This window comes from Pseudogemmobacter humi, assembly GCF_900609055.1.
GTDB classification, from domain to species: Bacteria; Pseudomonadota; Alphaproteobacteria; order Rhodobacterales; family Rhodobacteraceae; genus Pseudogemmobacter; species Pseudogemmobacter humi.
The window spans coordinates 1-26395 of record NZ_UXAW01000118.1; the positions used below are offsets into that span (position 1 = coordinate 1).

The window sequence follows — 26395 nt, forward strand, 5'->3', positions numbered from 1 at the left end:
TCGCTGATCCGCGCGGCGGCCAGCCTCGGGGCCAGCCCTTCGACCACCTTCTTCCGGGTGATCATGCCGCTGATCCTGCCGGGGGTGATCTCGGGGGCGCTGTTCGCCTTCGTCACCTCTTTCGACGAGGTGGTGGCGGTTCTGTTCATCGCCGGCCCCGAGCAGCAGACCATCCCGCGGCAGATGTGGAACGGCATCCGCGAGCAGATCAGCCCGGCGATCCTCGCGGTGGCGACGATCCTCGTGGTGATCTCGATCGCGCTGCTGACCACCATCGAGCTGCTGCGCCGCCGCTCCGACCGCCTGCGCGGCGTGACCGGCCGCTGACCCGCCGGTTTCTTCAAAGAAACCGGTCCGGACCCTTCAAAGGGTCCGGCCCGGAGTTTTTGAAAACTCCGGGCGCCACGGTCAGGGCAGGATCTGCAACCACAGCCAGATCCTGCCCCCCGCTTCCGGGATCTCTGGCCATTGCGAGCAGGCTGCGCAGCGGGCGATCCTTTCGGTCAGCCGTTCCTGCGCCCTTGCATCCCCGCAGACCGTCCTGACCTGCACGGACGCGCTCGCGCGGCCCAGAGATCGAGGGGCGTTCGGCTCTGCCCCCCAATCCCGTTCTTCACGCGATCCCGTCTGGTCTTTCTACCGTCAGAAACCAGGCTGTGCGATCCGGACCCGCCCGCCTTCCATGTCCCTTTCGACTGAGCCGCGGCTTGAAACAGCGGGCGACAGATGTCATATTCATTACGACACATGACGCCGGAGGCTTGCATGACCCGGATCGCCCCGATCGAACACGACATTGCCCGGACCTACGCCCTGCTTGGCGGGAAGACCACGATCCGCAAGCCGGTGCGCAACAGCCTTGAGGCGCATGATGTGCTGATGGGCGGCCTGCCCTCGCTCGCCCTCCTGCATCTGACCCGGGAAGTCGGCATCCTCGCCACGGAAAGCGCCCTCGACAAGGCCATCGGCATCAGCCTGCGCACCCTGCAACGGCGCAGAAAGGACGGCGGCGAGACCACCCTGAGCGTGGAACAAAGCAACCGCACCTGGAAATTCGCGGAAATCCTCGGCCGGGCGACCGAGATCTTCGGATCGAAGGAAGAGGCCGAGGCCTGGATGAACCGTCCGGCCATCGGGCTGGACCAGCGGCGCCCGATCGACCTGATGGCCACCGCGGTCGGGGTAGAGGCCGTCGAGGACTACCTGACCCGGATCGATTACGGGGTCTATGCATGATCCCATTGCCGCCGCCGCTCGGAACCGGGGAGCTCCGGTTCTGGCGGCTCGACGCCGCCCGCCATGCCGGGACATGGCAGAGCGGCGAGGGCAGTTTCCAGGTCGGCGGACGCTGGAACAGTCCGGGCATACGGGCGATCTATACCTCGCTCGATCCGGCGACGGCCACGCTGGAGGTCGCGGTCCATAAGGGTTTCCGGGTGCTCGACACGCAGCCACATGTGCTGACCTCCGCGCGGATCGTGGATCCTGCGATGGTCCATGTGGTGATGCCCGACGATATACCGAACCCGAACTGGCTGGCCCCCTGCACGCCAAATTCCAACCAGCAGGCCTTTGGCGATGACCTCATCGCGCAGCATCGCTTCGTGCTGATCCCGAGCGCGGTCTCGGCGCACAGCTGGAATCTGATCTTCGACGCCACGACATCAGGCGATGATTTCGACGACATGTCGCAGGAACGCTTCGCGCTTGATCCGCGCCTTCAGGCCGGACAGGTTCCGGCTTGACCGGGGCAGAGGGATAGCCTGGTGATCCCGAGGGGCCTGAAGGCCGAAGTGATCGACACTCGGACCCGCGACATCATGACCGCCATCGGCGTGACCCTGCCAGAGGGCATGGTCGAGGAAGTCTCGCTCTTCCCGCGGCAGATCAGGCGTCAGGCCGAGCGATCCGGCAAACGGCTGCCGGAGACCCTCATCCCGAGGAACACAGGCAACGGAGCCAGCTTGCCGCCGGACTTCCGGTCCCGTCCGGCGGAGGCTGATGGCTCGGTGCGGCCCCCGGCACATGTGGCCGCGGGCTCGGGGCCGACCTTGCCGCGCCGGAGCGCTGCCTTGTCGGAGTGGCCGGTCGGGGAGAAGGCGGGACTATTGGGCGTAAGGTGTACAGGTGCCATTCACCCAATCGTCATAGGCGCACCACGCCCAGACATTCTGCCAGCCGCCCTGGCTGCCGCAGGACATCGCCAGCGCGGTTCCCTGCCAGCCACCGGCGGCGATCACCTCGGTGCCATGCCCGTTGGTAAAGCAGCCGCCGCCGACGGTCTTGAAATCGACGATCACCTTATAGCCGCAGTTGTTGAACATTCTGCCTGTGTTCGCATCCAGGTCGACGCAGGCCATGGCCATGTGAGACGACGCCGAATACAGCGTCAGTGAGGCAAGGGGTCCGAGCAATCCACGCATTTTTCCACCAGGGGTTCCATCGCCGGACGCGGCAGGATTGCAGCTCCGGTGCACCATGAGGTAGCGGATGGGACCGCCGTGTCGTGACCCGTTTGGGTCATGTCCCGGGTGGGGGCGGCGTGCCTTTGGTCAGCACCGCCAGCGTGACAAGCAGATCCGATTGGCGGGAATGGCCCGATTTGCTCAGCACCCGCTTGATCTGGTTGCGGATGGTTTCCAGGCTCCTGCCGCTTTCGGCCGCGATCTGATTGGCCGAAAGCCCGAGCGACAGCTTTTTGGCGATGACGGCCTCGGACGGTGTCAGATCGAACAGGGCCTGAAGCAGGCTGTCGGGCGGCCCGCTGCGATCGGTGGCGCGGGTCAGGACCAGAATCGCAGCCGCACGCGAAAACAGATCCCGCGCATCGCGGCAGACCGGAAGGACATGCAGGATGGCCGGCCCGCCGGTTTTGGTGATGGGAATGGACCGGACGGATGTGCCGTGCCGGGTGGCGCGAAGAGCCTCGACGAGCAGCGCCTGCGCAACGCCGTCCTGTAAGGCAAGCCGATCCCTGAAGCGGGTGGTCCATACCTGGCTCTCCGCCTCGAAGCCCGGGTTGGTCAGCAAAAGCTCTCCGGAAAGGCTGACGGCGGCGGCGGGAATCCCGACGCGGGACAGGGTTTCGACCGCCGTGCGGGCCTTTTCAAAGGCGATGCGCGAGGCGACCAGCGCCGCGCGGGCGATATGGGGCCGCAACAGATCCATCCGGGCGATCAGCGCCGGGGCCGTGGGGGCGCCCTGGAACCGCCCCTCGCAATGCAGGATGATTTCATCGCCGGTGGGCATGGGGATCACGGTTGCTATGCCCTGCCCCAGGCCGCGCGGGATCAGATAGTCGCTGAACATCGGCTCTTTTACGATCTCCTCTTGCGAGAAGACATCGCTGTCGGCCACGAACCCGCTGCGGCCAAGGGCGATCAGCCGTCTGAGACGTTCGTTCTGGGCGGAGAAGGTCAGGAAATACTCCGTTGCCTCTTGCATGAACATCGGGGTCGAGGCGGTCATCTTCAGCCCGTCGGTGCTGCGCGCGATCAGGATGCTGCCAAGGCTTTGCGACAGGGTTGCGAGCTTGTCGAGGGCGGCGGGCCAGAACTCAGGCAGAACCGCCGCCTCATAGATGAGGTCGATCAGTTCTTCGGCAGAATCCGGGGAAACGCTTTTCATGGAGCCCTGGTGGGAAGCGGATTGGGTTGCGCCGGCAGAAATCAATTCCGGCAGGTTGGCATGACCCATATGGGTCACGCAATAGCCGGATCGGCGGCCCATGGTGCTGTCTGCGGTTGCTCCGGATCGGCGGTCGACGCTGAAGGGAGAGGGGCGGCCCGGCGCAGGCATCACAAGGGGAGGACGCGATGCACACAGAACCATTTCCATGCTCCACAACCCTGCGCCGTCGGTATGCCGGGCTTGCGGGGCTGGCCGCCCTGGTGCTGCTGGCCAGCGCGCAGCCCAATGCCGCGCAGGGGCTGTTGTCGGTCAGCGTGGGAGAGGATGGCAAGGTCCGCGCGGATGTGGGGACTGATGGTCCGGGCAGCCGCAGGACCCTTTCGGAGGCCGAGGCCCGGCGGGTGGCCACCGTCCAGCGCATGCTGGCCCGGCTGGGCTATCTGAGCGAGGCGGCGATAACGCGGGAAATAGACCGTGACACGCAGGATGCGGTGGATGCCTTTGTCAAGGTGGCCAGGCTGAACAACCCCGACATTCTGTCGGAACAGTTCCTGCGGGCGCTGTTTCTGGCGGTCTGGGCGAAAGACAACTGGAGTTCGGGTCAGGCCGACGGGCTGGACCTTGTGGTCGATCCCAAAATGGTGCGCCAGGCCCAGATCGCGCTGCGCGACCTGGGCTATGCGCCGGGACCAAGCGACGGCGTTTTCGGCCCCGGCACCTTCACCGCCATCGAGGTCTTTCAGGAAGATCGGGACATGCGGGTCGACGGCCTTCTGACGACGAATATCTACGAAGCGGTCATGCGCGCCTCCTCCAACCGCGACATCGACTACAAGGGCGAAGTGCGGGTCCTGAACTGGAACGATTACATCAACCCTGAAACCCTGATGCAGTTCGAACGCGAGACCGGTCTGCGTGTGACCTATGAGGTTTTCGGTTCGCTGGAAGAGGCCGACACGCTGATGGCTTCGGCCAGGAAACCCTATGACCTGCTCATGCGGCCGGGGCTGGGCATCCGCGACATGGTCGATCAGGACCTGGTGCAGTCGATCGACACGGCGGCGCTGCGGAACTTCGAGGAAATCGATCCGGTGATCAACACCATCACCACGAACTGGGATCCGTCCAACACCTATGCGGTGCCCTATATGTGGGGGACGATGGGCATCGTCATGGACCGGGCCAAGGTGAAGGAGCGGTTGGGCAAAGAGGTCTGGAGCTGGGATCTGCTGCTGGATGTGAAATACGCCCGCAAGCTGGCCGATTGCGGCATTCTGGTGGTCGATGCCCCCAATGACGTTCTGACGGCCATGGTGGGCGCGGTGGGCAAGCCCCAGAGCGATCTGAACGACGACTCCCTGGCCGGTCTCGAATCCAGGCTGACTGCAACCGCGCCTTATTTCGAGGTGGTGGATTCCGAGCGGTTCATCGACAAGGTGGCCAAGCATGAGGCCTGCGTGGCCGTGGGCTATTCCGGCGATGCGATGCAGGCGCTGAGCCAGGCCGACGGCAAGGCGACGGCGCTGAATTTCTTCATCCCGGATGAGGGCTCGATCATCTGGTTCGATTATTTCATGCTGTCACAAAAGGCCAAAGGGGTGGACGAGGCACTGAAGTTCCTCGATTTTCTGCTCAAGCCCGAAGTGGCGGCGCAGAATACCAACTATGTGCAATATGCCAATGCGGTGAAGGCTTCGGGTCCGTTCATCGACGAGGATCTGCTGAAAAACCCGGCGCTTTATCCGCCTGAATCGGTGATGAAGCAGCTCGGTGTCGTGAATCCCGTCACGCCGCAGCTTCAGCGCAGGATCGACCAGCTTTGGGGCGATCTCTGAGGACAGATGCAGGGCAGTCCAGCCTGCAGCGATACGACTTGCAGCAGGTCGATTGACCGTGATGCCGACTATAACCAATAACTTCAATCAGGTCAGATGATCATGAGAAAAGCGATCCTGATGCTTGTCGGATGCCTGGCAAGCGGATGCACCGGTCCCGAACAGCAAGCGGTGTTGGACACGATGAATACCCTGGCGCAGGCGATGGCGAGCACGCCGAACTATACGCCCTCCGGCACGGGTTCGGCGGGTTCCCCCTGCGATCAGGCGCCCGGCGCCGGTTATATTTGCCGATGACCGGTCTCTGTTGAACAAATCCGGTGGCGGGTTCACCTCGTGCATCCGGCGTGACAGCCGGCTAGCATGAGCAGACCGACACTTCCGCGCTACACGACCCGGAACTGGCCCAGCTACAATCAGGACAGCCATTGCCTTGCGGCGCAGTGCATCGACCCGCAGAGGGGCAGCCTCTCGCTGTCATGCCGCTATGAAACCGGGAGCCCGGTCACCGTGCTCTTCGCAGGATGACCGGCGCGCGCTCGGACGTTGCGACCGATCACGGACCGTCAGCCGCTCATCGCGGCCCCTGCCGCCGGAAGCACCGTGCCGGGGAGGGAAACTTCCGCGCTCAGCCCGCCCTCCGGCCGGTTTCGCAGGCTCAGCCTGCCACCATGATTGACCACGATATCGCGCGCGATCGTCAGACCCAGACCGAGGCCGCCGGTCTCCCGACAGCGGCTCTCTTCCCCGCGCACGAAGGCCTCCATCACGGTATCGAGCCGGTCCTCCGCGATCCCGGGTCCGGCATCCCTTACCGTAAAGGTCACACAATCACCCTGCCGCGTCAGGCTTACTTCGGCATTGCCGGCATAACGAAGGGCATTGTCGACAAGATTGCTGAACGCGCGACGGAGGGAGACCGGCTGCACCTCCAGGAGGATCGGCGCGCCGGCGGCGAAATCCAGAGCCCGCTCGGCACAGATCTGGCCCGCCATCTGCATGAGGTCGGTGACGCGGCGCGCTTCGGCATTCGCGGTATCGCGGGAGAAGTTCAGAATATCCTCGACCATCACCGACATCTCTTCCAGCGTCTCGATCATCGGTTCGCGCTGCGTTTCATCCTCCATCACCTCCGCACGAATGCGCAGGCAGGTGATCGGCGTACGCAGATCATGCCCGATCGAGGCCAGCAACCGGCGCCGGTCTGATTCAAACTCGGAAATCTGACGCTGCATCGTGTTGAAGGCGACGGCGGCCTCACGAATTTCCTGCGGTCCGGTTTCGATCAGCCGGACCGAATGATCCCCCCGACCGGCGGCCAGCGAGGCTATCGCAAGCCGCTTCAGCGGTTTGGTCATCTGCTGGAGGATGCGCAACCCAACCAGCAAAGCGGTCGCGAGCGAGGCAAAGAGCGGCACGAAAAACGCCCATTTCTGCCCCCAGACCGTCGAAGGCGCCAGAGGGTATACCAGCGAATTGAGCCATTCGCCCTTTCGCACCCCCTCTCCGATCCGCACCGAAATGATCATAAGTGTCGGGCCGCGTTCATGAACCGCGGCAAGCGGATTACCGGGGATCACCCGGATATCGTGCCCCGGCAAGGCTTGCATTATCTCATGGGCGACCTCATTGATCTGCGGCGCGCCGTCAGATCCGACCGGCCCCGCATCAATGCTGAATCGCGTATAGCCGGTGGTAGAACGGCTGAGGATCGCAGCCCCGGTTTCACGATCACTTTCCTCAATGGATTCGACCAGCGCCACCAGCCTGCCCATATCGCGCTGCATCCGGATTGCAGCATCGAAGGCCGTGCCCTCGCGCGCCAGCAGAAAAGCAGCAGCGAGGTTGCAAAACAGCAGCGAGGCAATCAGCAGCAACGCAAAACGCCCATGAATGCTTTCGGTGAAAAACCTGAACATGCGTCAGGCCACTTCTGCAACGTCGGCGTTGAGGCGATATCCGCCGCCCCATTCGGTAATGATCAGCTTCGGCGCCCTTGCATTGTCGCCAAGTTTGCGTCGCAGCCGGAAGACACAATTGTCGGCCGCCCGGGCGCTGGCCAGCACCTTTGGTCCCCGGATAATACCGGAGATGTCATCGCGACGGAAAACACGACCAGGTTGCTCCAGCATTGCCTCCAGCAGACGGTTCTCGCCCGTGGTGAGAATGATATCCTCCCCCCCGTCGACATGAACCACCCGAATCTGCGGATCATGTGTGAAGGCAAGGAACCGCCGCCTGACACGGACAGCAATCTCTTCAGGGGGCTCCGACGCTGCCACTCTGCGCCGCATCACGGCATTTATTCTGGCGAGCAACTCCCTCGGATTGAAAGGCTTGGTGATATAATCGTCCGCACCTATATCGAGCCCGCGAATTTTATTAGCATCGCTATGCAGCGCCGTCAGAAAGATGATCGGAATCTCTCTGTTCTCGGAGATATACCTGCAAAAGCTGAGGCCATCTTCTCCGGGCATCATAATATCCAGAAGAATGACGTCGAACTTTCTGTTCACAATGATTTTCCGCGCAGCAAGCGCGGACTCTGCAACGCTGACGGTCATTCCGTTGCGTTGCAGATACATTGACAATGTTCGCCTGATATCTTCGGAGTCGTCGACTAACAGAATTCGCCCTGAACTCGTTCGCATCTTCTTTGCCCGGCCAGCGAGTCAGCCTGATGAACTATTTGCTCAGACTTGCTCGCCGCAGTATATTTCACCTTCATCTCAGAGCGCAATATGGTGATTTCGCAACGCATCTTCATAAAATCACCCCTGTCAAAGCCCCAAATTGTCCCGCTTTGACAACTGGCGACAAAATCCACCGGTTTTTTGTTGCGCGCCAAACCGCGAAGGCGCTTTGAGATGTGCGAGCAAGCCAGCCGCCAGCTCTGAAAAGTCACCAAACCAGGAGCATGTGATGGCCAAGCTGTCCTCGCGCCTTGCCTCGGGCACGGCGTTGGTATTGTTACTTTCTACGGGCGTTCTCGTAGGCGCTGCATCGGCTCAGACGGCTGCGACGGAAGACGATTCAATTGATCTCGGGACGATCATTCTGTCTGCTGAAGAACAGATCAAGCAGGCGCTCGGCGTGTCCAACATCACGGCGGAAGACCTGGAGAAAACGCCTGTCGCGAATGACATTTCCGAGATTGTACGCAAAATGCCAGGCGTCAATCTTACCGGAAACTCGGCGTCCGGGGCGCGCGGCAACAACCGCCAGATTGATATTCGGGGCATGGGGCCGGAAAATACCCTTATTCTGATCGACGGCAAACCTGTCACCTCACGAAATTCGGTGAAAATGGGTCGCCAGGCCGAACGCGACACGCGCGGCGATTCCAACTGGGTTCCTGCCGAGATGATCGAGAGAATTGAAATCATTCGCGGACCTGCCGCGGCGCGTTACGGCTCGGGTGCGGCGGGTGGGGTCGTAAATATCATCACCAGAAAACCCGAAGAATTTACCGCGACCGCCGGTCTTCACTATACCATCCCGGCCAACAAACTGGAGGGCGGCACCAAACGCGCCAATTTCATGCTGGCCGGTCCGATTGGTCAGGATCTCAGCTTCCGTTTCTATGGAAACATCAATAAATCCGAAGCTGACGATATTGCACTGAATGCCGATGCTGCGGTTCTCGCCGGCACGACAACTCAGGCCGGTCGCGAGGGCGTCACCAACAAGGATGTTGGCGCTCTTCTGCGGTGGGAGCCGAATGGAAGTCACCAGGTTGATCTGGACTTTTCCTTCTCGCGCCAGGGCAATGAATATTCCGGGGACAGCAACAGCGGCTCTTTACAGCCCGATGTGAACGGCGTGAATATCATTGGTCAGGAAACCAATAAGATGCTGCGCCGCACCCTTGCGGTGACCCACCGCGGTGACTTTGATTTCGGTGAATCCTTCAGCTATCTGCAATGGGAAAATACCCGCAATACCCGCAACGGTGTTTCGACGGGTGGCAGCCCCGACAATATCAGCACGACCGAGCAGTCGACAATCGTCTATGATTCGATCACAGCGAAATCGGAGTGGATCCTCCCGATCTCCATTTTCAGCCGCGAGGGCAAGCTGACGCTTGGTGGTGAGTATCGTGGTGAAATCCTCGACGACGAAAACGCCACCGGGGCGAGCAATATCAATAGCGGCCAGCCGCTCCATGATGAGCAACATCAGATCGGGCTTTATGCCGAGGCCAATATTCTCTGGGGGGAGAGCCTCACGCTGACCCCGGGTCTGCGCTATGATTACGGCGATACCTATGGGTCGAACTGGTCGCCCAGTCTGAATGCAACCTATGCTTTCAACGACGAATGGTCGATGAAGCTGGGAATTGCGCGGGCCTTCAAAGCCCCGAACCTGTTCCAGCTCAACCCCAACTATGTCTATTCGACCATGGGCATGGGCTGCCCGGCCGGAGTGACGACGCCCTGTGAAATCCTCGGCAATCCGGATCTTGAACCGGAAAGCAGCGTCAATAAGGAAATCGGCTTTGCCTATGCCGGCGACAACGGCCTCTCGGGCAGCCTGACCTGGTTCCGGAACGACTATAAAAACCGTATCGCACCGGGGCTTACCTCTGCTGGCGTCAGGCCCGCCGGCGGCAGCTATCTGCGGTGGGAGAACACCCCCGACGCCATCGTCGAAGGGGTTGAAGGCAACTTCTCCACCCCGATTGGCGAGGCGTTTTTGTTCAACGTCAACGTGACCAAGATGATCACCTCGGTCGGAAAACTCCGTCTTGCGAATGGCTCCATGATCGAGAACCCGCTCAGCCTGGTTCCGGATCATACGATCAACGCCTCGCTCGACTGGGCGGTGCGCGACGATCTGACTTTTACGCTCTCGGCCACGCATTACGGCAAGATCGAAGCCGCAACCTATGCGGTTCATACCGGGATCGCGAATACCGATCTTGAGACCCGCAGTGCCTATACCCTGGTCAATCTCGGGATGAAATGGGATGTCTCGGAAAAGGCCGGGATCAGTGCCGGCGTGACCAATATCTTCAACGAGCAGATCTTCCGGACGGGGGATGGTGCGAACACCTTCAATGAACCGGGGCGCGCCTTCTATATCGGCCTGAACGCTACCTTCTGACCGAATTGGCTGGCCGGAGAAGTCCGGCCAGTTCTTTCTTACTGGAAGGGCAACACATGAACCGGACAGCAACAGGACTTTGGGCCGGCGCAATTGCGCTGACCGCAGAGTATGCCAGTGCCGAGGAGAATTACTTCGCCACCGCGCGACGTCACGGCAATCAGGTGATGTTTGAAATTGCCGGACCCCAGGACCTTGTTTGTAGCGGCAAGACCAGCGGCGAAATCCGTCGCAATGAAGAACGGTCGGAATGGGAAATCTCTTTCCACCACAAACAACACGGACGGGCCGAAATCCGGGCCGTCTGGAAATAAATCCATCATTGCAAGGAATGCCAATGCGTTCTCTGAATCCGCGCCGGATGTTCGGCGCTTCGCTTCTCGTAATCATCGCCTCGATCGCGCCAGGTCTTGCGGACACGGTCTTCACCCCGGTCGTGGATTTCCCGGGCCAGGTCAGCGCCACCTCGGCAACCAGGGGAGAGCCGGTCTATAAGGGCAGCAAGGTCGTCATCTCGGGTGAAAAGCTGATCCCGGGCCAGGAGATCACCCTGATGCGCGGCCCGACCGTTCTGAATGCCGCGGGCCCGCTGGTGGTCGATGCCGAAGGCAAGTTCAGCTTTGAGCTGACGGTGGATGCCGATGCCGCGACCGGCCAGCAACCTGTTCTCGTCATTGCGGAAAAACCTGCTGCGGCTGAAATGATCACCCTGAAGATTTCCCCCGAGATTCCGATCTCGGGCACTGAGAAATTCGCCATCGCGAATGGGCCGGTGACCCGAGGCCTCTATCAGGTGGACTATTCCGAAGCCTCAAAGGCGGTCTTCGTTGCCTCGGCGGTCGGACGCCCGCCGGTCAGACAATCGGCGTTGACCAAGCTGGACGCAGAAACGCTGGCGGTTCTCGCCCAAGCAGAGCCGCCAGCCGCGCCCGCGCGCGAGGATGAGGACGGGGGCGTCTTCGCGGTTTACGGCGTCGGTGTCGATGATGCCAATGGCACCGTCTGGGTCACCAATTCGCGTCAGAACACCATCGCGGTCTACGCCCAGGCCGACCTTAAACTGATCAAACAATTCGAGCCGGGCGCGGTGAACCATGCCCGCGACGTGGTGATCGACGAGATCAACGGCCGCGCCTATGCCTCCGCCACCCGGACCGGCAATATCGAGGTGTTTGACACCAGGACGCTGGAGCAACTCGCTCCGATAGTCATCACCTCGGCGAAGCGCGGCGGCGAATATTCTGCCATGTCGCTCGATATCGACCCGGCCAGCGGCAAGCTGTTCAATGTCTCGATGAGCACGAATGAACTGGCCGTGATCGATCTGAAAAGCGGTGAGTCCCGTCTGATCGACCTGCCCGGCGCCAAAGCTGCGGCAGGGGTTGCCTATGACGCAAAGGAGGGTCTGATCTTTGTCGTCTCGCAGCAATCGGATAATCTGCTCATTATCGACGAGGCCAGCGGCGAGATCAAATTCGATCTGCCGGTAGGTGCGCAGCCGCTGAACGTGACTTTCGAGCCGAAAAGCGGTCTCGCTTATGTCGCCAATCGCGGCTCGGGCACCATCGCAGTGGTGAATCGCAAGGGCGAGATCGTCGCCAATCTCGATGCCGGCAACTCCACCAACCAACTGCGCGCAGATGGCGAGGGCCGTATCTGGGCCGTCAACAAGGCGCGTGGAGAAAATGATCCGACCGGCGACAATATCTGGCGCATTACGCTGGCCGCCGAATAAGGCCGCGTCGTCAGATTGCGCCCCGCCCGTTTTCCCCGTCGGGCGGGGCGCTCTCATGGCAAGGAGATCCGGGCATGTCCCCAGAAGCCTCAAATTATATCCGTTCTGTTGCCTATCCGGACTATTTTCATCGCGAGCAATCGCCGGTCTGGACCGCAACAGTCATGGCGGCGCTCGGCCATTCCACGCCGGGGCGTCGTGGAACGCGATGGTGCGAGTTGGGATGCGGTCAGGGCTTCAGCGCAACGCTGTTTGCGGCCGTCAACCCGAACATGCAGTTCCATGGCATAGATATCAACCCCGACCATATACGGGTCGCCCGCGAGCGCGCGCACCGGGCCGGGCTCAGCAATGTCACCTTCGAATGTGCGGACCTTCGGGAGGTAGAGGAGCGCACCGGCGTTTACGACTTCATCTCCTGCTTCGGCGTTTTGTCCTGGGTTGGGCAGGATGTCCGTCAGTCCGTCATTGATTTCATCGGGCGCAATCTGGCTCCCGGCGGTGTCGCCACACTTCACTATATGAGCGATCCCGGCGGCGCCGTATTGCGGGCCTTCCATTCCGTATTCAGAGCATTGTCTGACAGGCAGGATCCTGTTGGAGAGGGATTTAAGCTGCTCAGTTCAATGCGAGACGCGAAAGCCGGCTTCTTCCAGCTCTATCCGGTTGCCTCGGAGGCGTTGGACGCGCTGATGCGGGAAAGGCCGGCCTATGTGGCGCATGAATACCTGAATCCCGACTTCCTGCCCCTGCCCTTCGGTGAAGTTTGCCAAAGCATGAACGCCTCCGGGCTCGAATGGCGAGGGAGCGCCAATCCCCTTGAGAATATTGACGCCTTTTCGATACCCGGCGGCGCAGCGGATGCTATCACTGAGATTCCTGAAGGCGTGCTGCGGGAGACCATGAAGGATCTGGCCCGCAATCAAACCCGTCGGGTAGATATCTTTACCCGGAAAAGGAATGACGTTGCTTCGGTTAAACACATCGGGCTTCTTGATGGCTTCATTTGGGGGCTGATCCCCGGAACGGATCTGCCCGCCGATGGCGTGTTTGCGAGTTCGATCGGACCGGTTGAATTTGATGTCCGGATCTTATCGGCATTGGTCAGCATCCTGCGCAGAAGACCAGCCCGCTTCAGCGAAATGCTGCGAAGTGAGCCCTTCCCGGGGCGGGCAGCCCTGCTGAACCAGTGCCTGCAAGTTCTGCTGACCGCAGGAATCGCCCATCCGGTGTTTCCGGGATTTGACTCTGATGCCGCCCGAAAACTGAACAGCATTCTCCGGGCGGCGGCCGCAGCCGGGCATGACGTGCCAGGGCTGGCTGCACCGGCGCTTGCCTCGGGGATAGGCTTTGATACGGTGGCGCTGAACATGCTCTATTCGGGGCGAGGGCTTACTCAGAAAGCACTTTTGGCGCTTCTGCCAGCCTGATGGATGACCCTTCTGCTGACTGCGGTGTGATCGCCATGGGGCGTTCCAGACCACCGTCGCAGAGGTGTCGGCCAGGGTATCCACGCGGCTCTGTTGCACACATCCCGTGAGGGATTCATCACGTGAATACAGCGTGATAGCTGTGATGGATGAGCAGACCGCCGCCCCTGACCTGCACAAGACGCTGAACTGGCGGGCCTGCAACGAGGCGCTCACGCGCCGGGGCTAGTGCCCGCATCAGGCGACCTTCATCGCAGCCTGAAACTTTACCCGCAGGCTTCAGACGCTCAATAGCCCCACTCCCTGCGGATATATCTGCAAGGCCCGGACCTCAGAGCCAGACAGATCGCGATCCCTCAGAGGCCGGGGCTGAAAAGCCAGCGGCTTATGCCCCGGGGGGAAAGCCGTCCCTCTGAATAGTTGTAAAAATGAAATGACAAATGTATCAGGAAAGAGCCACCCAGCCGAAAGGGGCCCGCCATGACCAGAAGCAAGAAGCTGATCAACGCGCCCGAGGATGTGATCTCCCAGATGATCGCGGGCATGGTCGCCGCGCATCCCGATATGCTGTGCCTTGAGGGCGAAACCGGCCGCGCCGTGGTGGCGGTGGACGGCCCGCGCGAGGGCAAGGTCGGCGTGGTGATCGGCGGCGGCTCGGGGCATGAGCCGGCTTTCGCGGGCTATGTCGGGCGCGGTCTCGCGGATGCGGCGGCGGTGGGGAATGTCTTCGCCTCGCCCTCGCCCGACCATATCGCCGACGCGGGCCGCGCGGCGGACGGCGGCGCGGGTGTGGTGCTGCTTTACGGCAATTACACCGGCGATGTGATGAATTTCACCATGGCCGCCGAAGTGCTGGAGGCCGAGGGCACCCCGGTGCGCCAGGTGGCGGTCATCGACGATGTGGCCTCGGCGCCCCCCGACCGGCGGGGCGAGCGGCGCGGCATCGCGGGCGACTTCTTCGTGTTCAGGATCGCGGGCGCCGCGGCCGATCTGGGCGAGCCGCTGGCGCGGGTCGAGGCGCTGGCGCAGAAGGCCAATGCCAATACGCTGTCGATGGGGGTGGCGCTGTCGCCGTGCTCGCTGCCGCAGACCGGCCGGCCGAATTTCGAGATCGGCGAAGATGAGATGGAAATCGGCATGGGCCTGCATGGCGAGCCCGGCGTGCGCCGCGACAAGCTCGCCCGTGCCGATGCGGTCGCGGACGAACTGATGGGCGCGATCCTGGCTGAGCTGGCGCCCGAACCGGGCGCGCGGGTGGCGGTGCTGGTGAACGGGCTCGGCGCCACCGGGCAGCTTGAGCTTTACATCCTGTTCAACCGGGTGAAGCAGATCCTCGATGCGCGGGGGGTGGTGATCCACCGCTCCTGGGTCGGCGAATATGCGACCTCGCTGGAGATGGCGGGGGCCTCGGTCACGCTGATGAAGCTGGACGAAGAGCTGGCGGCGCTGCTCGACCACCCCTGCCGGACGCCCGCGCTGGTGGTCGGCGCGGTGGATCCCGCGCCGCGGGCGGCCCGCAGGCCGAGGCGTGTGGCCGCGACCGAGGCGGCGCCTCTCGCGCAAGGGCCGCTGATTGAAACCGGCAGGGTGACGCCGCAGATCTTCCGCGCCCTGCTGGCCGGGGCCGGGGCGCAGATCATCGCCGCGCGCGACTGGCTGTCCGAACTCGACGGCGTGATCGGCGACGGCGACCATGGCGTGACGATGGAGATCGGCTGGAAAGCGGTGCAGACCGCGCTGGACGCCGCGCCCGAGGGCGAGACGATCACCGGCACCTGCCAGCGGGTGGCGAAAGCGTTCCTCGATGCGGTCGGGGCGTCTTCCGGGCCGCTTTACGCCAGCGCGTTCCAGCGCGCAGGCGCGGCGGTCGACGACCGGCTGAACCTGGACGCGGGCGCGCTGGCGGCCTGGCTCGCGGGCGCGCTGGACGGGATCCTGTCGCGCGGCGGGGCGCAGCCCGGAGACAAGACCATGATCGACGCCTGGGTTCCAGCGGTGGAAGCGGCGCGGGCCGCGCAGGGCATCGAAACCGATGTGCTGCGCGCCGCCCGCGACGGGGCCGAGGCCGGGATGCGTGCCACCGCAGAACTGGAATCGCGGCGCGGGCGGTCGGCCAAACTGGGCGCGCGCTCGGTCGGGCATATCGACCCCGGCGCGGCCTCGACCTTCATCCTGCTGCGCGCGATGTCGGCGGCGCTTGACCGGGCACTCCTGGAAAGCGCGCTTCAGCCCCGCTGTGTGGCGCCGCCATCGACGTAAAGATCGGCCATGGTGACATGGCCCGCCTGGTCCGACAGCAGGAACATCACCGCCGCCGCGATATCCCCGGGTTCGGCGATCTTGCCGAGCGGGATCCCCGGCTTGAACTGCTCGGGCAGGCCCGCGATCACCCGCGCCTCGCCGCTCTCATCCGCCCACATGCCGGTCTGCATCGGCGTCCGGGTCGATCCCGGCGCGACGATGTTGCAGCGGATGCCATGCGGCGCCAGTTCCAGCCCGAGCGCGCGCATATACATCGTCGCCGCCGCTTTCGAGGCCGCATAACCCGCCATCCCGTAGCGCGGCACCCCGGCGGCATTGGATGAGACCGCGACCAGCGCCCCCCTCGGCTCGCGCCCGATCATCCGCCGGGCCAGCGCCCGGGTCAGATGGAACACGCCGTCGGCGTTCACCGCGAACACCCGGCGCCAGTCCTCGTCGCTGGTCTCGGTGACGAGGCCGGTCGCCAGCGCCCCCGCCACTGCGATGCCGAAGCGCACCGGGCCGAGGTCCGCTTCGACCTGCGCCACCAGCGCCTCGACCGCGCCCGCGTCAGACACGTCGAGCGGCAGGCAGGTCAGCCCCTGGCGCGGCGGCAGATCGGGGGCGGTCAGGTCGGTCGCCACCACCCGCGCGCCCGCATCCAGCAAAAGCCCGACCAGGGCGCGGCCGATGCCACCCCCTGCCCCGGTCACCAGCGCCAGCGCGTCCTGAAATCCGGTCAGTCGCATGGAATCCCCTCAGTCCAAAGCCGCGATCAGCGCGTCACTCGCCATTGCCACCCCACAGCGCCCCGCCGCCCATTTCAGCGCCAGATCGTGATCGGCGCGGCTGAAATCGGCCAGAGCATCGGCGGCGAGAAAAGGCTCTATATCGCGCTGGAACGCCTCGGCCGCGGTCATCAGACAGCCGATATGGGCGTAGACGCCGCAGACGATCAGCTGATCGCGCCCACGCGCCCGCATCAGGCTTTCCAGGTTCGAGCGCTGGAAGGCCGAATAGCGGTGCTTGACCAGAACGAAGTCGCCGGGCTCGGGCGCCAGTTCCGGGGTGATCGCCTGATGTTCGGGGTCGGCGCGCATCCCGGGCCCCCAGAGATCGGCCTGGAGCCCGCGGTCACAGCGCGGCTGATCGCCCTCCTGCGCGGTATAGAACACCGGGATGCCCCGCGCCCGCGCATGGGCCGCAAGGCGCGCGATATTCGCGATCGCGGGGGCGATCGGGCTTTCCTGCCGCGCGAAGGGGCGCAGGAAGTAAAGCTGCATGTCGTGGATCAGAAGCGCCGCGCGCGCGGTCTGCACCCGCCACGGGCCGCGCGCGGCGGGGATCTCGTCGCCTTGCGGCAGCGGATAGGGGGCGATCTGCGGCAGGCCTGCCATCGTCATTCCTCGGGGCTCATTGGGTTGCCGCTCTCGTCTATGCCGAAAGCCGCCAGCATGGCGAGGAATTTGGCCGAGGTTTCCGCCTCTTCCGCCGCCGGATCGGATCCCGCGACCACGCCCGCGCCCGCATAGAGCCGCGCGCCGGTGGCCGAAAGTTCGGCGCAGCGGAGCGCCAGATACCAGCAACCGTCGCCCGAAGCCTCCAGCCAGCCGACCGCACCGGCGTAGAAACCGCGATCATAGCCCTCCAGCCCGGGCAGCGCCGCCAGCGCGGGCGCGCGCGGCAGGCCGCAGACCGCGGGCGTCGGATGCAGCGCGGCCAGCAGCGCGGCGCAGGGCGTGTCGGGGTCGCGCAACTCTCCGGCGATCCGGGTGCCGAGATGCCACATCCGCGCGGTCGGCACCGGGCGGGTCTCTTCGGCGGCGATCCGGCGGCAGAACGGCGCCAGCGTGTCCAGCACCATCTCGGCCGCCATTCCGTGCTCGCGCCGGTCCTTGTCCGACCCGAGCAGCGCCGCCGCCGCCGCGCGGTCGGCCCGCGGATCCGCGCTGCGCCGGGCCGATCCGGCCAGCGGATGCGAGAACACTTGCGCGCCCCGCCGTTCCAGCAGCAATTCCGGCGTTGCCCCTATCAGGTGGCGCCCGCCGGGCAGCGGAACGGAAAAAACGGTGGCCAGGGTATCGGCGCGCAGCCGCGCCAGCAGGTTCCCGGCCTCTTCGTCGCCGCTGGCGGCAAGATGCAGGCTGCGCGACAGCACGATCTTGTCGAACTCGCCCGCCCCGATCCGTTCTGTCGCGCGGGCCACCGCCGCACGGAACGCGGCTGCGGGCGGCTCATGGCGCACCTGCACCGGCAAGAGCGCAGGCCCGCGCGCGCCGGGCGCTCCGGCGGGGACCGTCCCCTCGCGCGCGGGCTGGAACAGCGCATCCGCCGCCTGCGGATCGAAGGGCACCGCGCCCACCAGACGCTGCGGCCCGTCATGCCCGGCGGCGAAGAAATCGGCGGCCCGCGCCGCCAGCGAGGCCAGCGGACCCGCGGCCAGACGGCGCCGGACGCCCTCCCAGGCCAGCGCATGGCCAGGCCCGGCGATCAGGAAATCCGGCAGACGGGCAGCCAGGCTTTGCGCAGAAAGAAGAGTCATCGACGGGCTCGCACCTCGGGGAACGGCTGAAGGCTGGGTGTCGTGACGCCTGGCTACTTGTTTCAACGGCCTGCGCCGCGCTTTCCGTCGCGCTCTTTAACGCATCTTCAGCCGTGCCGCCACCGGGTCCAGCCCCGGCAGATCCGGCCCCACCGGCACGAGGCCCAAAGGGTTCAGCCGGCGGATCGAGTAATAGCCGCGCTTGATATGGCCGATGCTGACGGTCTCGCGGATCCCCGGCACCGCCAGCACGCGGGCGAGATAACCGCTGAGCGCGGGATAATCGGCGATCCGGCGCAGGTTGGTTTTGAACAGCCCGTAATAGGCGGCATCGAACCGCACAAGGGTGACGAAAAGCCGGATATCGACCTCGGTGAAGCTCTCGCCCATCAGCCAGGGGCCGCCCTCGGCCAGCCGCTCCTCCAGCTCGTCCAGTTGCGCGAAGACGCCCATGAAAGCCTCTTCATAGGCCTCTTGCGTGGTGGCGAAACCGGCGCGGTAGACGCCGTTGTTCAGCCGCGCATAGATGCGCTCGTTCAGCGCGTCGATCTCCGGGCGCAGGGCCTCGGGGTAAAGATCCGGCCCCGAGGCCAGCGCGCCGAAGCCGGTATTGAACATCCGCAGGATATCGGCGGATTCGTTGCTCACGATCTTTTCGCGGTCCCTGTCCCACAGCACCGGCACCGTGGCCCGGCCCGAGACATGCGGATCGTCGCCCGTATAGATCTGATGCAGCCAGTTCGCCCCGGTCAGCGGATCGGGACTGGCGAAGCGCCAGCCCTCCTCGCCCAGTTCGGGTTCCACCACCGAGAGCGAAACGAGCTCCTCCAGCCCTTTCAGCTTGCGCGCGATCAGCGTGCGCGAGGCCCAGGGGCAGATCAGCGCGACGTAAAGGTGATAACGCCCGGCCTCGGCGCGAAAGCCCGCGCGCCCGGTGGGGCCTGCGCCGCCGTCCGGGGTGATCCAGTTGCGGAACACCGAGACCTGGCGGACGAAACCGCCCTTCGCATCGGTGGCCTGCACCGGCTGCCATTCTCCGGTCCATTTTCCGTCGACAAGCATGGCTTTCCTCCCGAAGGGTGACGCGGACAGGATAGCGAAACCGCGCCGGTTGCGCGAGGCCGCAGTGCGCGGACCGGCCAGGGCGCGCACCCCGCGTTTCGTTCTGCCATGCCGGACAGGGTCCGGTCTACGGGTGCCGCTGCGCTGCGCGAAGCGCATGACAGGCCTCTGCCAGCGGGCCCGACCCCATCGGCGGCGGGACGGGCGCGCCGGAGCGCATCGCTTGTTCCATCCTTCGCCCGAGGTCCATGACCTCGCGGCGGGCCATGGCCTCACAGGCCGCGCGGTGCCGCACCTCCATCCGCAGATGGAAGGCGGAACTGCGGGCGGTCTGCGGGGCGGGTCCGGCCTCCAGCCGGGCCATGACGCCGGGCCAGAGCGCCAGCGCCCGGGCGAGCCGGCGCGCGGCCCGGGCCTCCTGCCGATCGGCGCGGGCCAGGAGCGCAAGGCCCGCCGCGCGGCGCGGGTCGTCGCGCCGGAAGGTCAGCGCCAGCGCCCAGGCGAGGCGGAACCACAGAGCCGCCCGCCGCCGCGCCCCGCGTTGCAGGGCGCCCGCCCCGCGTCTTTGCAGCCCGAGCCAGACCTCAGCCACGCTGATCCCACATCTGCCCAAGCGCGCGCATGTGCCTGATCAGCAGCGGGCCGTGGCGGTCATACCAGGCCGTCACCGAGACGAATTCGCGGACCCGCGCCTTGCCGCCCGCGATTTCCACCACCGGCCAGTTGCCGACCAGCGCGTTGGAGATCCCGAAGAACTCTTCGCCCCACCACTCTGCCGGGCCGAAGACATGCGCCAGATGGCCGCCCGCCTTCATCGCCGCCAGCACCGCGCCCGGGTCCTCGCTGCCCGCGCTTTCGGCGGCGGCCTTCCACAGATCCAGCGTGGCGGCATATTGCCAGCTTACCGAGCTCCAGCCGCCGGGATGGCGGCGGTTGTATTCGGCGTAAAATTCGTTCGGGCGCGGGAAGTTGACCCCGCCGCCGTTCAGCGCCGGATCGTCGAAATCGGGGAACTGGAAGACCGTGCCTTCCAGAAATTCCGCCGAGGTCGCGGCCTGGATCCGGTCGTGGAAATCCAGTGTGCAAGAGAGGATCTGGCCGCGGAAGCCCTGACGGAACAACTGCTCGCAGATCGGCAGGATGTAACCCGGGTAACAGGTGTCGAGGCAGACGATCTTCGGGCCCCGCGCCAGCATCCGCGTGACCAGCGGCGCGAAATCGGCGGTGGCGGGGTCGAACAGCAGTGGCTCGTCCAGCATCTCTATCCCCGCCGCCTCGAAGGCCGCCAGATAGGTCGCGACCGAGGGCAGGCCGAACACGTCGTCCTGCGCGCAGATCACCGCCGTGTTCAGATCGGGGCGGTTCCTCGCCAGCCAGTCCACCCCGGTGACGTTGTAGATCGGATGCACCTCGGCCGGGGCGATCAGCGTCGGCGTATCGGGGCCAAGGTCCGAGGGCAGAAGGGTCGAACACAGCATCCCGGTCTCGTGCGCGACCGGCGCGACGCCGGGCCAGCTGTCGCCGCCCAGCATCATCAGGAAACTGACACCCTGGTCGCGGATCAGCCGCCGCGCGCCCGCCCCGGCGCGGGCGGGGTCATACTGGTCGTCGAAGGCGACAATCTCGACCGGCCGCGCCACGCCGCCGATGCGGATGCCGCCCGCGGCATTCACCCATTCCGCCCACAAGAGGCTGCCGTCCAGCCCCGGCCGGCCCCAGGCCGCGACCGGACCGCTGAGCGGGCCGAGAAAGCCGATCCTGACCGGCCCCTCCGCCGCCCCGGCGCGCGGCGCGAACAGCGCGCCGAGCACCGTGCCCAGCACCCCGCGGCGGCTGAGGCCGCCCGGCCCGAACTGCCGTATGCGGTTGCGCGCACGCCCTGACATGAATGGCCCCTGCGGATGATCAGGGCATTAGCGGCCCGCCATCCCCTTCTGTCAATTCATTTTCCGCAAAGGAAACTTCCCGCGCCCGTCTCAGGGCGGCGTTGCGGAAAAGACCGGCGTGAAGTCGGCGGGGGCCAGCGTATTCCCCACCCCGTAATCCGCCACGTTCTCTGCCGTCACCGTCACGATGCGCGGCCCGGCATGGCGCACCACCAGCCGGCCCTCGATCGCGCGCACCGCCAGTTCCACCGCCAGCCGCCCCTGCATCACCGGAAAATCGCTGGGCGCGGCAAGGATGCGCCCGCGCCTGATGCCGCGATGCACCGCATGGGTCATGTAGTCCGAGACGATGCCGGTTCCCTCATGCCCGCGCGCGCGCAGGATCGCAACCGCCGCCTCTGCCATCGGCCCGCTGCCGACGAGGTAGTCGGGGAAGCCGGTCTCGTCGAGCATTTCCTCGATCAGCTGCACCTGGTCCTCGCGGCCGGTATCGCCGTGTTTCACCGCCACCACCCGGGCGGAACTGCCCTCGATGGCGGCGCGGAACCCTTCCTCGACAAAGCGCACCCATCCCGCCCCCTTCGGCCCGGGAAACCAGGCCACATCGACCGGCGCGCTGCCCTTCGGATGGCGCTCCGCCAGCACCCGGCCCGCCGCCGCGCCCATCTCGCGCCAGGGCACGCTGGATTTCGCGCTGATCCCCTCGGGGGCGATGTCGTTCACCGTGGCGATCACCGGCATATCCGCCGCGATCCGGCGCAAAACCGGCGTCAGCCCGTCGTAAGACACCGTGCCCACCACCAGAGCATCGGCGCCCGAGGCCGCGCAGGCCCCGGCCTGTTCGATCTGACGGTCCAGATTGGGGTATCCCCCCGCCTCGTAAAGCGTGAAACCGACGCCGAGCCGCTTTGCCTCTTCGGCCATGCCGTAATTCACGCTCAGCCAGTAGGCGTCCTTCAGATGCGGATAGAGGATGCACAGATGCCAGGGCTGCGCCGCCCGGTCGAGCGGGGTATAGGCCAGGGGATCGGTCGGGCTGGCGTCGTCCATCGGCACGCGATGGACCTCAAGCTCCCATGTCTCGGCCCGCGCCGCAGTCATCCCGGCGATCAGGCAGAGCGGCAGAAGAAACGGCGTCAGGCGCATTTTTCGCGTGGCCCCCGGCAAGTTCCGTGCAACCTTTCCCGCAAACCGGCCCGGGCGGAAGGGGGGAGAGCGGAAAAATGCGGCGCGGCACCGGATTGGGCGCAAAGCTGCTCTTGGTATTCCTGGTGATCTTCGGCCTGCCGGCGGCGGCGACGGTGGCGGGCTGGCTGGCGTTACGCAGCGTGGCGCGCACCCAGGCCAATGTCTCGGGCGTGACCATTCCGGCGCTGGCGGACGTGCGCGGCTTCACCGAGGCCAGCGCGCGGATCATGGCCGTGGCGCCGGAACTGGCCGCCGTGCAGTCCGAATCCGAGCGGCGCGAGCGCGCCGCCTGGCTGATCGCGCAGGTCGATCAGATGAACGCCCGCCTCACCCCCTACCGCAACAGCGACACCGCGGCGATCGCGGCGCTGGAAACCGCGGTGATGGATCTGCGGATGGCCATCGGGGTGCTGGATCTGACGGTGCAGCGCCGCATCCTCGCCCGCGCCAGCCTGCGCCAGCGGCTGGACGAGGGGCTTGCCGCCACCGCCGGACTGGGAGGCATCGCCGACACCCTGGTCGCCAATGCCGAAACCGCCGCCTCGGCGCTGATCTCCAGCCTTTACGAGATCCCCGAGGGCGGCGAAGAGGCCTGGCTTTCCGCGCTCGACAAGCTGATCGAAGTGGATCTGTTCCAGCTCAGCCTGATGTTCGAACTGCGCGCCCAGGCCTCGGAACTGGGGCTTTTGCTGAACCGGCTGGGCGTGTTGCCCGACCGCGGCGCGGAAGCAGGGGCAGAACTGGAGGCGATCCGGGTCGAGATGGCGCGGCGGCTGACCATCGTCGGGCGGCGGGTGCTGTCGATCCCCGATCCGGGCCAGGCCGACCGGGCGCTGGCGCTTCTGACACCGATCCGCCAGGGCGCCGCCCGCACGCCCGGCGCGCGCGGGGCGGGGGCGCCCGATGTGCTGGACGCCACCGCGACGGTGCTGGGGCTGGAGGCCCGGGTCGCCGACGCGCGCGACACGGTGCTGGCGGCGGCGGGACGGATGGACAGCGGCGCGGCGGTGCTGGCGGCCTCGGTCCAGGAACGGGCGGTGCTGGCGGGGGGCGACGTGCTCGACGCGATCCGGCTGACGCAGACGCTTCAGGCCTGGGGGGCGGCGATGGCGCTTGCCGTTTCGCTGGGCGTGCTGTGGTTCTACGTGCGCGGCAACATCACCCGCAGGCTGGACCGGCTGTCCCTGTCGATGGAACGCCTCGCCGGGGGCCATATCGACGATCCGGTCCATCCGCGCGGGCGGGACGAGATCGCCGGGATGGAGCGCGCGGTCGAGGTGTTCCGCCGCCAGGCGATCCAGAACCGCGAGCTGGAGGACGAGCGCACCCGCCACCTGGAGGAGCTGCACCGCCACCGCAACGAACTCAGCCAACTCGTCGAGGCGCAGACCGAAAGCCTGCGCCAGGAGGTCTCGGCCCATGCGGTGGCGCGGCAGAAGGCCGAGGCCGCCGACCGGGCCAAATCCGAGTTTCTGGCGATGATGAGCCATGAGATCCGCACCCCGATGAACGGGGTTCTGGGGATGATCCGCGGCCTGCCCCGCGAGGGCCTTAGCCCGGTGCAGCGCGAGCGGCTGGCGGCGCTGGAACAGTCGAGTGACCGGCTGATGGTGATCCTCGGCGACATTCTCGACTTCATCCGCGAGGAAAGCGGGCCGGATGCGGCGGCACGAGAGAATTTCGCGCTGGAACCGCTGCTGCGCGACGCCGAATGGCTGCTGGCACCCGCCGCGCGGGAAAAGGGGCTGGCGTTCCGGCTGGATCCGGCCACGGACCTGCCACCTTGGGTCAGGGGCGACCGCGGGCGGCTGCGGCAGATCCTGATCAACCTTCTCTCGAACGCGATCAAATTCACCGACCGGGGCGAGGTGGCGCTGGCGGTCTCTGCCACCCCGGCAGACGGCGGCCACGACCTGACCTTCCGCGTCAGCGACACCGGCAAGGGCATCCCGCCCGAGGCGCAGGAGCGGATTTTCGAGCCGTTCGAGCAGGCCGACCAGGCCGCGCGGCAGGTGGGCGGCACCGGCCTCGGCCTTGCGATCTGCCGCCGGTTCGCCACCGCCATGGGCGGCAGGCTCGGGGTGGAAAGCACGCCCGGCCGGGGCTCGGTCTTCACCCTGCGCCTGCACCTGGAGGAAGGCGCGCCGGAGGCCGAGGCCGTCCCCCCCGTCTCGCGCCCCTTGCGGCTGCTGGTGGTCGAGGATCACCCGATCAACCGCATGGTGATCGAGGCGAGCCTCGCGCCGATGGGGCACCGGCTGGAAATGGTCGCCTCGGGCGAAGAGGCGGTTACGGCGGCGGCCAGGGGCGGGTTCGACGCGATCCTGATGGACGTGAACCTGCCCGGAATCTCCGGCACCGAGGCCACGCGGCGCATCCGCGCGCTTGCCGATCCATTGCGGGCGAATGTGCCGGTGATCGGGGTTTCCGCCCATGTCGGCGGCGCGGGCGTGGGCGAGAACATGGCGGCGGGCATGTCGGCGATGGTGGAAAAGCCGCTCTCGCCCGAGCGGCTGGCCGCGGCGCTGGCCAGCGTGACCGGAGCCGATGTGCTGGGCGGGATGGTGGCCGATCTGCCCGCGCCGGTGGTGGCGGAACTCGGCGCGCTGTTCCTTGACCGGCTGGACGAGGGCCTGGCGGCAATCGGCGCGGCGCGCGGCGATCTGGCCCGCCTCTCGCGCGAGGCGCATCACCTGGCCAGCGCGGCGGGGAATTTCGACCTGCCGGAACTGGTGGACTGCCTGCAACTGATCGACCGCCAGGCCCGTGGGGGCGATGATCCCGCCGGGCCGCTTGCCCGCCTGCCCGCGCTGGCGGATGCCGCCCGCGAAGCCCTGCGCGCGGCGCTGGCGCGGCTTCAGTCCAGCGCGGCGGTGAACAGATAGCCCTCGCCATGCGCGGTGGACAGGATCCGCGGCGCGCGCGGATCGTCCCCCATCTTGGTGCGCAGCCTTTGCACCAGCACATCCACGCTGCGCAGGTTCACCCCGCCGCGGCGCTGCGTGATCAGCGCGGCCAGCCGGTCGCGGTCCAGCACCACGCCCGGATTGGCGGTGAAGGCGCGCAGAAGCTCGTATTCCGCGCGGGTCAGCGCAAGCTGCCCCCCATCGGGCGCGGTCAGTTGCCGGGTGTTCAGATCGAAGGTGAAGCCCTCGAAGCGGAACCTTTTGCGCGACAGCATCCGCAGGGCCTGGGTGCGGCGCAGAAGGTTCTTGATCCGCGCCAGCAGCTCGCGCCGGTTGAACGGCTTGCAGACGTAATCGTCGGCCCCCAGTTCCAGGCCGATGATCCGGTCCACATCGTCGGTGCGGCCCGAGATCAGGATGATGCCGATTTCCGAGCGGGCGCGCAGGTCGCGGGTGATCTCCAGCCCGTCGCGGCCGCGCAGGTTGATGTCCACCAGCAGGATGTCCGGCTCATCGCGGGCAAGGATCGCCTCGGCCTCGTCGGCATTGTCGGTTTCCGAGACGCGATAGCCAAAACTGTCCAGATAGCTGGCCAGCGTTTTGCGCGAGACGGGTTCGTCCTCGACAATCAGTATATGCGCCGGTCTGGCGGTCATCTCGGGCTTTCAGGGGCTGGAGGGCGGAGGAACGCGGGCGCAACCGGCAAAACACCCGCCGTTGTTAACAATCTTTTACAATTTAATCCAGCACGTTCACAGCCGGGGACTGACCTCGTAACAAACGCCTTGCAGCATGGTCGTCAGGAAGGAGCAACCTTCCGTCAATCTCCGCACC

24 protein-coding genes are annotated in these 26395 nt (G+C 65.6%); 12 read left to right on the forward strand and 12 right to left on the reverse strand.

Annotated features, from left to right (window positions below):
• The 3 genes from XINFAN_RS19365 to XINFAN_RS19375 all read left to right on the forward strand — a co-directional run.
• Positions 1 to 327 (forward strand): ABC transporter permease (locus XINFAN_RS19365; protein WP_124088504.1); only part of this gene is annotated, 327 nt, incomplete at its 5' end.
• Positions 328 to 765: 438 nt separating this feature from the next.
• The gene (locus tag XINFAN_RS19370; protein WP_199286472.1) at positions 766 to 1236 is read left to right on the forward strand and encodes an Xre family toxin-antitoxin system antitoxin; all 471 of its coding nucleotides are present in this window, start codon (positions 766 to 768) and stop codon (positions 1234 to 1236) included.
• The gene (locus XINFAN_RS19375) at positions 1233 to 1745 is read left to right on the forward strand and encodes an RES family NAD+ phosphorylase (RefSeq protein ID WP_124088506.1); all 513 of its coding nucleotides are present in this window, start codon (positions 1233 to 1235) and stop codon (positions 1743 to 1745) included. Before XINFAN_RS19370 ends, XINFAN_RS19375 begins: the two co-directional genes overlap by 4 nt.
• Before the next feature lie 360 nt (positions 1746 to 2105).
• Here XINFAN_RS19375 and XINFAN_RS19380 read toward each other — a convergent pair whose 3' ends face one another.
• Together XINFAN_RS19380 and XINFAN_RS19385 are read right to left on the reverse strand one after the other, a co-directional pair.
• Complete coding sequence (locus XINFAN_RS19380; RefSeq protein WP_124088507.1) at positions 2106 to 2324, reverse strand: hypothetical protein; 219 nt, start codon at positions 2322 to 2324, stop codon at positions 2106 to 2108.
• A gap of 196 nt (positions 2325 to 2520) precedes the next feature.
• Positions 2521 to 3627, reverse strand: coding sequence for a helix-turn-helix transcriptional regulator (locus XINFAN_RS19385; protein WP_124088508.1), 1107 nt, complete (start codon positions 3625 to 3627; stop codon positions 2521 to 2523).
• Positions 3628 to 3815: 188 nt separating this feature from the next.
• Between XINFAN_RS19385 and XINFAN_RS19390 the strand changes: the two genes are divergently transcribed.
• The 3 genes from XINFAN_RS19390 (at position 3816) to XINFAN_RS21875 (ending at position 5993) form a co-directional block, all read left to right on the forward strand.
• On the forward strand, positions 3816 to 5465 hold the full coding sequence (locus XINFAN_RS19390) for an extracellular solute-binding protein (RefSeq protein WP_124088509.1): 1650 nt from the start codon (positions 3816 to 3818) through the stop codon (positions 5463 to 5465).
• A gap of 96 nt (positions 5466 to 5561) precedes the next feature.
• Complete coding sequence (locus tag XINFAN_RS19395) at positions 5562 to 5762, forward strand: hypothetical protein (RefSeq protein WP_160144670.1); 201 nt, start codon at positions 5562 to 5564, stop codon at positions 5760 to 5762.
• Positions 5763 to 5828: 66 nt separating this feature from the next.
• Positions 5829 to 5993, forward strand: coding sequence for a hypothetical protein (locus XINFAN_RS21875; protein ID WP_160144671.1), 165 nt, complete (start codon positions 5829 to 5831; stop codon positions 5991 to 5993).
• A 38-nt stretch (positions 5994 to 6031) separates the two neighbouring features.
• Here the strand turns inward: XINFAN_RS21875 and XINFAN_RS19400 are convergent, their stop codons facing one another.
• Together XINFAN_RS19400 and XINFAN_RS19405 are read right to left on the reverse strand one after the other, a co-directional pair.
• Positions 6032 to 7384 carry an ATP-binding protein gene (locus XINFAN_RS19400; RefSeq protein WP_124088511.1) on the reverse strand — a complete coding sequence of 451 codons (1353 nt, stop codon included), beginning with the start codon at positions 7382 to 7384 and terminating at the stop codon, positions 6032 to 6034.
• Positions 7385 to 7387: 3 nt separating this feature from the next.
• Positions 7388 to 8116, reverse strand: a complete 729-nt coding sequence (locus tag XINFAN_RS19405; protein WP_124088512.1) for a response regulator transcription factor — start codon at positions 8114 to 8116, stop codon at positions 7388 to 7390.
• Positions 8117 to 8387: 271 nt separating this feature from the next.
• Here XINFAN_RS19405 and XINFAN_RS19410 point away from each other — a divergent pair, with 271 nt between their 5' ends.
• The 5 genes from XINFAN_RS19410 (at position 8388) to dhaL (ending at position 15995) form a co-directional block, all read left to right on the forward strand.
• On the forward strand, positions 8388 to 10571 hold the full coding sequence (locus XINFAN_RS19410) for a FepA family TonB-dependent siderophore receptor (RefSeq protein ID WP_124088513.1): 2184 nt from the start codon (positions 8388 to 8390) through the stop codon (positions 10569 to 10571).
• Between the two features lie 56 nt (positions 10572 to 10627).
• Positions 10628 to 10885, forward strand: coding sequence for a hypothetical protein (locus tag XINFAN_RS19415; protein WP_124088514.1), 258 nt, complete (start codon positions 10628 to 10630; stop codon positions 10883 to 10885).
• A 23-nt stretch (positions 10886 to 10908) separates the two neighbouring features.
• Complete coding sequence (locus XINFAN_RS19420) at positions 10909 to 12306, forward strand: Vgb family protein (RefSeq protein ID WP_233352398.1); 1398 nt, start codon at positions 10909 to 10911, stop codon at positions 12304 to 12306.
• 74 nt (positions 12307 to 12380) lie between these two features.
• Entirely contained in the window at positions 12381 to 13736 is a 1356-nt protein-coding gene (locus XINFAN_RS19425; RefSeq protein ID WP_124088515.1) for a class I SAM-dependent methyltransferase, read from the forward strand.
• Positions 13737 to 14216: 480 nt separating this feature from the next.
• Positions 14217 to 15995: a dihydroxyacetone kinase subunit DhaL gene (dhaL, locus tag XINFAN_RS19430; protein ID WP_124088516.1), complete on the forward strand. Its 1779-nt coding sequence runs from the start codon at positions 14217 to 14219 to the stop codon at positions 15993 to 15995.
• Here dhaL and XINFAN_RS19435 read toward each other — a convergent pair.
• The 7 genes from XINFAN_RS19435 to torT form a co-directional block, all read right to left on the reverse strand.
• A complete protein-coding gene (locus tag XINFAN_RS19435) occupies positions 15962 to 16726 on the reverse strand; it encodes a 2,3-dihydro-2,3-dihydroxybenzoate dehydrogenase (RefSeq protein WP_124088517.1) in 765 nt (254 codons plus the stop codon). The two genes, dhaL and XINFAN_RS19435, sit on opposite strands and share 34 nt — an antisense overlap.
• 9 nt (positions 16727 to 16735) lie before the next feature.
• Positions 16736 to 17380, reverse strand: a complete 645-nt coding sequence (locus XINFAN_RS19440) for an isochorismatase family protein (protein WP_124088518.1) — start codon at positions 17378 to 17380, stop codon at positions 16736 to 16738.
• Positions 17377 to 18519 (reverse strand): isochorismate synthase, encoded by a 1143-nt coding sequence (locus XINFAN_RS19445; protein ID WP_124088519.1) that lies wholly within the window; start codon positions 18517 to 18519, stop codon positions 17377 to 17379. The genes XINFAN_RS19440 and XINFAN_RS19445 overlap by 4 nt, the downstream gene beginning before the upstream one ends.
• A gap of 96 nt (positions 18520 to 18615) precedes the next feature.
• Positions 18616 to 19581, reverse strand: coding sequence for a glutathione S-transferase family protein (locus XINFAN_RS19450; RefSeq protein ID WP_124088520.1), 966 nt, complete (start codon positions 19579 to 19581; stop codon positions 18616 to 18618).
• A gap of 127 nt (positions 19582 to 19708) precedes the next feature.
• On the reverse strand, positions 19709 to 20173 hold the full coding sequence (locus XINFAN_RS19455) for a hypothetical protein (protein ID WP_124088521.1): 465 nt from the start codon (positions 20171 to 20173) through the stop codon (positions 19709 to 19711).
• A complete protein-coding gene (locus tag XINFAN_RS19460; RefSeq protein ID WP_124088522.1) occupies positions 20166 to 21467 on the reverse strand; it encodes an ABC transporter substrate-binding protein in 1302 nt (433 codons plus the stop codon). The genes XINFAN_RS19455 and XINFAN_RS19460 overlap by 8 nt, the downstream gene beginning before the upstream one ends.
• Before the next feature lie 90 nt (positions 21468 to 21557).
• Positions 21558 to 22613, reverse strand: coding sequence for a TMAO reductase system periplasmic protein TorT (torT, locus tag XINFAN_RS19465; protein WP_124088523.1), 1056 nt, complete (start codon positions 22611 to 22613; stop codon positions 21558 to 21560).
• 77 nt (positions 22614 to 22690) lie between these two features.
• Between torT and XINFAN_RS19470 the strand changes: the two genes are divergently transcribed.
• Positions 22691 to 25540: an ATP-binding protein gene (locus tag XINFAN_RS19470; RefSeq protein ID WP_160144672.1), complete on the forward strand. Its 2850-nt coding sequence runs from the start codon at positions 22691 to 22693 to the stop codon at positions 25538 to 25540.
• On the opposite strand, the gene XINFAN_RS19475 is transcribed toward XINFAN_RS19470, so the two are convergent.
• The gene (locus XINFAN_RS19475) at positions 25513 to 26217 is read right to left on the reverse strand and encodes a response regulator (protein ID WP_124088525.1); all 705 of its coding nucleotides are present in this window, start codon (positions 26215 to 26217) and stop codon (positions 25513 to 25515) included. The genes XINFAN_RS19470 and XINFAN_RS19475 overlap by 28 nt on opposite strands.
• Between the last annotated feature and the right edge of the window lie 178 nt (positions 26218 to 26395).

What these genes read in the sequence shown, in the direction of transcription:
- XINFAN_RS19470 (WP_160144672.1), top strand. Translation starts at nt 22,691, where the DNA reads ATGCGGCGCGGCACCGGATTGGGCGCAAAGCTGCTCTTGGTATTCCTG.
- dhaL (WP_124088516.1), top strand. Translation starts at nt 14,217, where the DNA reads ATGACCAGAAGCAAGAAGCTGATCAACGCGCCCGAGGATGTGATCTCC.
- XINFAN_RS19460 (WP_124088522.1), bottom strand. Translation starts at nt 21,467, where the DNA reads ATGTCAGGGCGTGCGCGCAACCGCATACGGCAGTTCGGGCCGGGCGGC.
- XINFAN_RS19385 (WP_124088508.1), bottom strand. Translation starts at nt 3,627, where the DNA reads ATGAAAAGCGTTTCCCCGGATTCTGCCGAAGAACTGATCGACCTCATC.
- XINFAN_RS19375 (WP_124088506.1), top strand. Translation starts at nt 1,233, where the DNA reads ATGATCCCATTGCCGCCGCCGCTCGGAACCGGGGAGCTCCGGTTCTGG.
- XINFAN_RS19370 (WP_199286472.1), top strand. Translation starts at nt 766, where the DNA reads ATGACCCGGATCGCCCCGATCGAACACGACATTGCCCGGACCTACGCC.
- XINFAN_RS19395 (WP_160144670.1), top strand. Translation starts at nt 5,562, where the DNA reads ATGATCATGAGAAAAGCGATCCTGATGCTTGTCGGATGCCTGGCAAGC.
- XINFAN_RS19405 (WP_124088512.1), bottom strand. Translation starts at nt 8,116, where the DNA reads ATGCGAACGAGTTCAGGGCGAATTCTGTTAGTCGACGACTCCGAAGAT.
- XINFAN_RS21875 (WP_160144671.1), top strand. Translation starts at nt 5,829, where the DNA reads ATGAGCAGACCGACACTTCCGCGCTACACGACCCGGAACTGGCCCAGC.
- XINFAN_RS19410 (WP_124088513.1), top strand. Translation starts at nt 8,388, where the DNA reads ATGGCCAAGCTGTCCTCGCGCCTTGCCTCGGGCACGGCGTTGGTATTG.
- XINFAN_RS19390 (WP_124088509.1), top strand. Translation starts at nt 3,816, where the DNA reads ATGCACACAGAACCATTTCCATGCTCCACAACCCTGCGCCGTCGGTAT.
- XINFAN_RS19445 (WP_124088519.1), bottom strand. Translation starts at nt 18,519, where the DNA reads ATGACTCTTCTTTCTGCGCAAAGCCTGGCTGCCCGTCTGCCGGATTTC.
- XINFAN_RS19420 (WP_233352398.1), top strand. Translation starts at nt 10,909, where the DNA reads ATGCGTTCTCTGAATCCGCGCCGGATGTTCGGCGCTTCGCTTCTCGTA.
- XINFAN_RS19440 (WP_124088518.1), bottom strand. Translation starts at nt 17,380, where the DNA reads ATGACGATGGCAGGCCTGCCGCAGATCGCCCCCTATCCGCTGCCGCAA.
- XINFAN_RS19380 (WP_124088507.1), bottom strand. Translation starts at nt 2,324, where the DNA reads ATGTTCAACAACTGCGGCTATAAGGTGATCGTCGATTTCAAGACCGTC.
- XINFAN_RS19450 (WP_124088520.1), bottom strand. Translation starts at nt 19,581, where the DNA reads ATGCTTGTCGACGGAAAATGGACCGGAGAATGGCAGCCGGTGCAGGCC.
- XINFAN_RS19425 (WP_124088515.1), top strand. Translation starts at nt 12,381, where the DNA reads ATGTCCCCAGAAGCCTCAAATTATATCCGTTCTGTTGCCTATCCGGAC.
- XINFAN_RS19435 (WP_124088517.1), bottom strand. Translation starts at nt 16,726, where the DNA reads ATGCGACTGACCGGATTTCAGGACGCGCTGGCGCTGGTGACCGGGGCA.
- XINFAN_RS19400 (WP_124088511.1), bottom strand. Translation starts at nt 7,384, where the DNA reads ATGTTCAGGTTTTTCACCGAAAGCATTCATGGGCGTTTTGCGTTGCTG.
- torT (WP_124088523.1), bottom strand. Translation starts at nt 22,613, where the DNA reads ATGCGCCTGACGCCGTTTCTTCTGCCGCTCTGCCTGATCGCCGGGATG.
- XINFAN_RS19475 (WP_124088525.1), bottom strand. Translation starts at nt 26,217, where the DNA reads ATGACCGCCAGACCGGCGCATATACTGATTGTCGAGGACGAACCCGTC.
- XINFAN_RS19415 (WP_124088514.1), top strand. Translation starts at nt 10,628, where the DNA reads ATGAACCGGACAGCAACAGGACTTTGGGCCGGCGCAATTGCGCTGACC.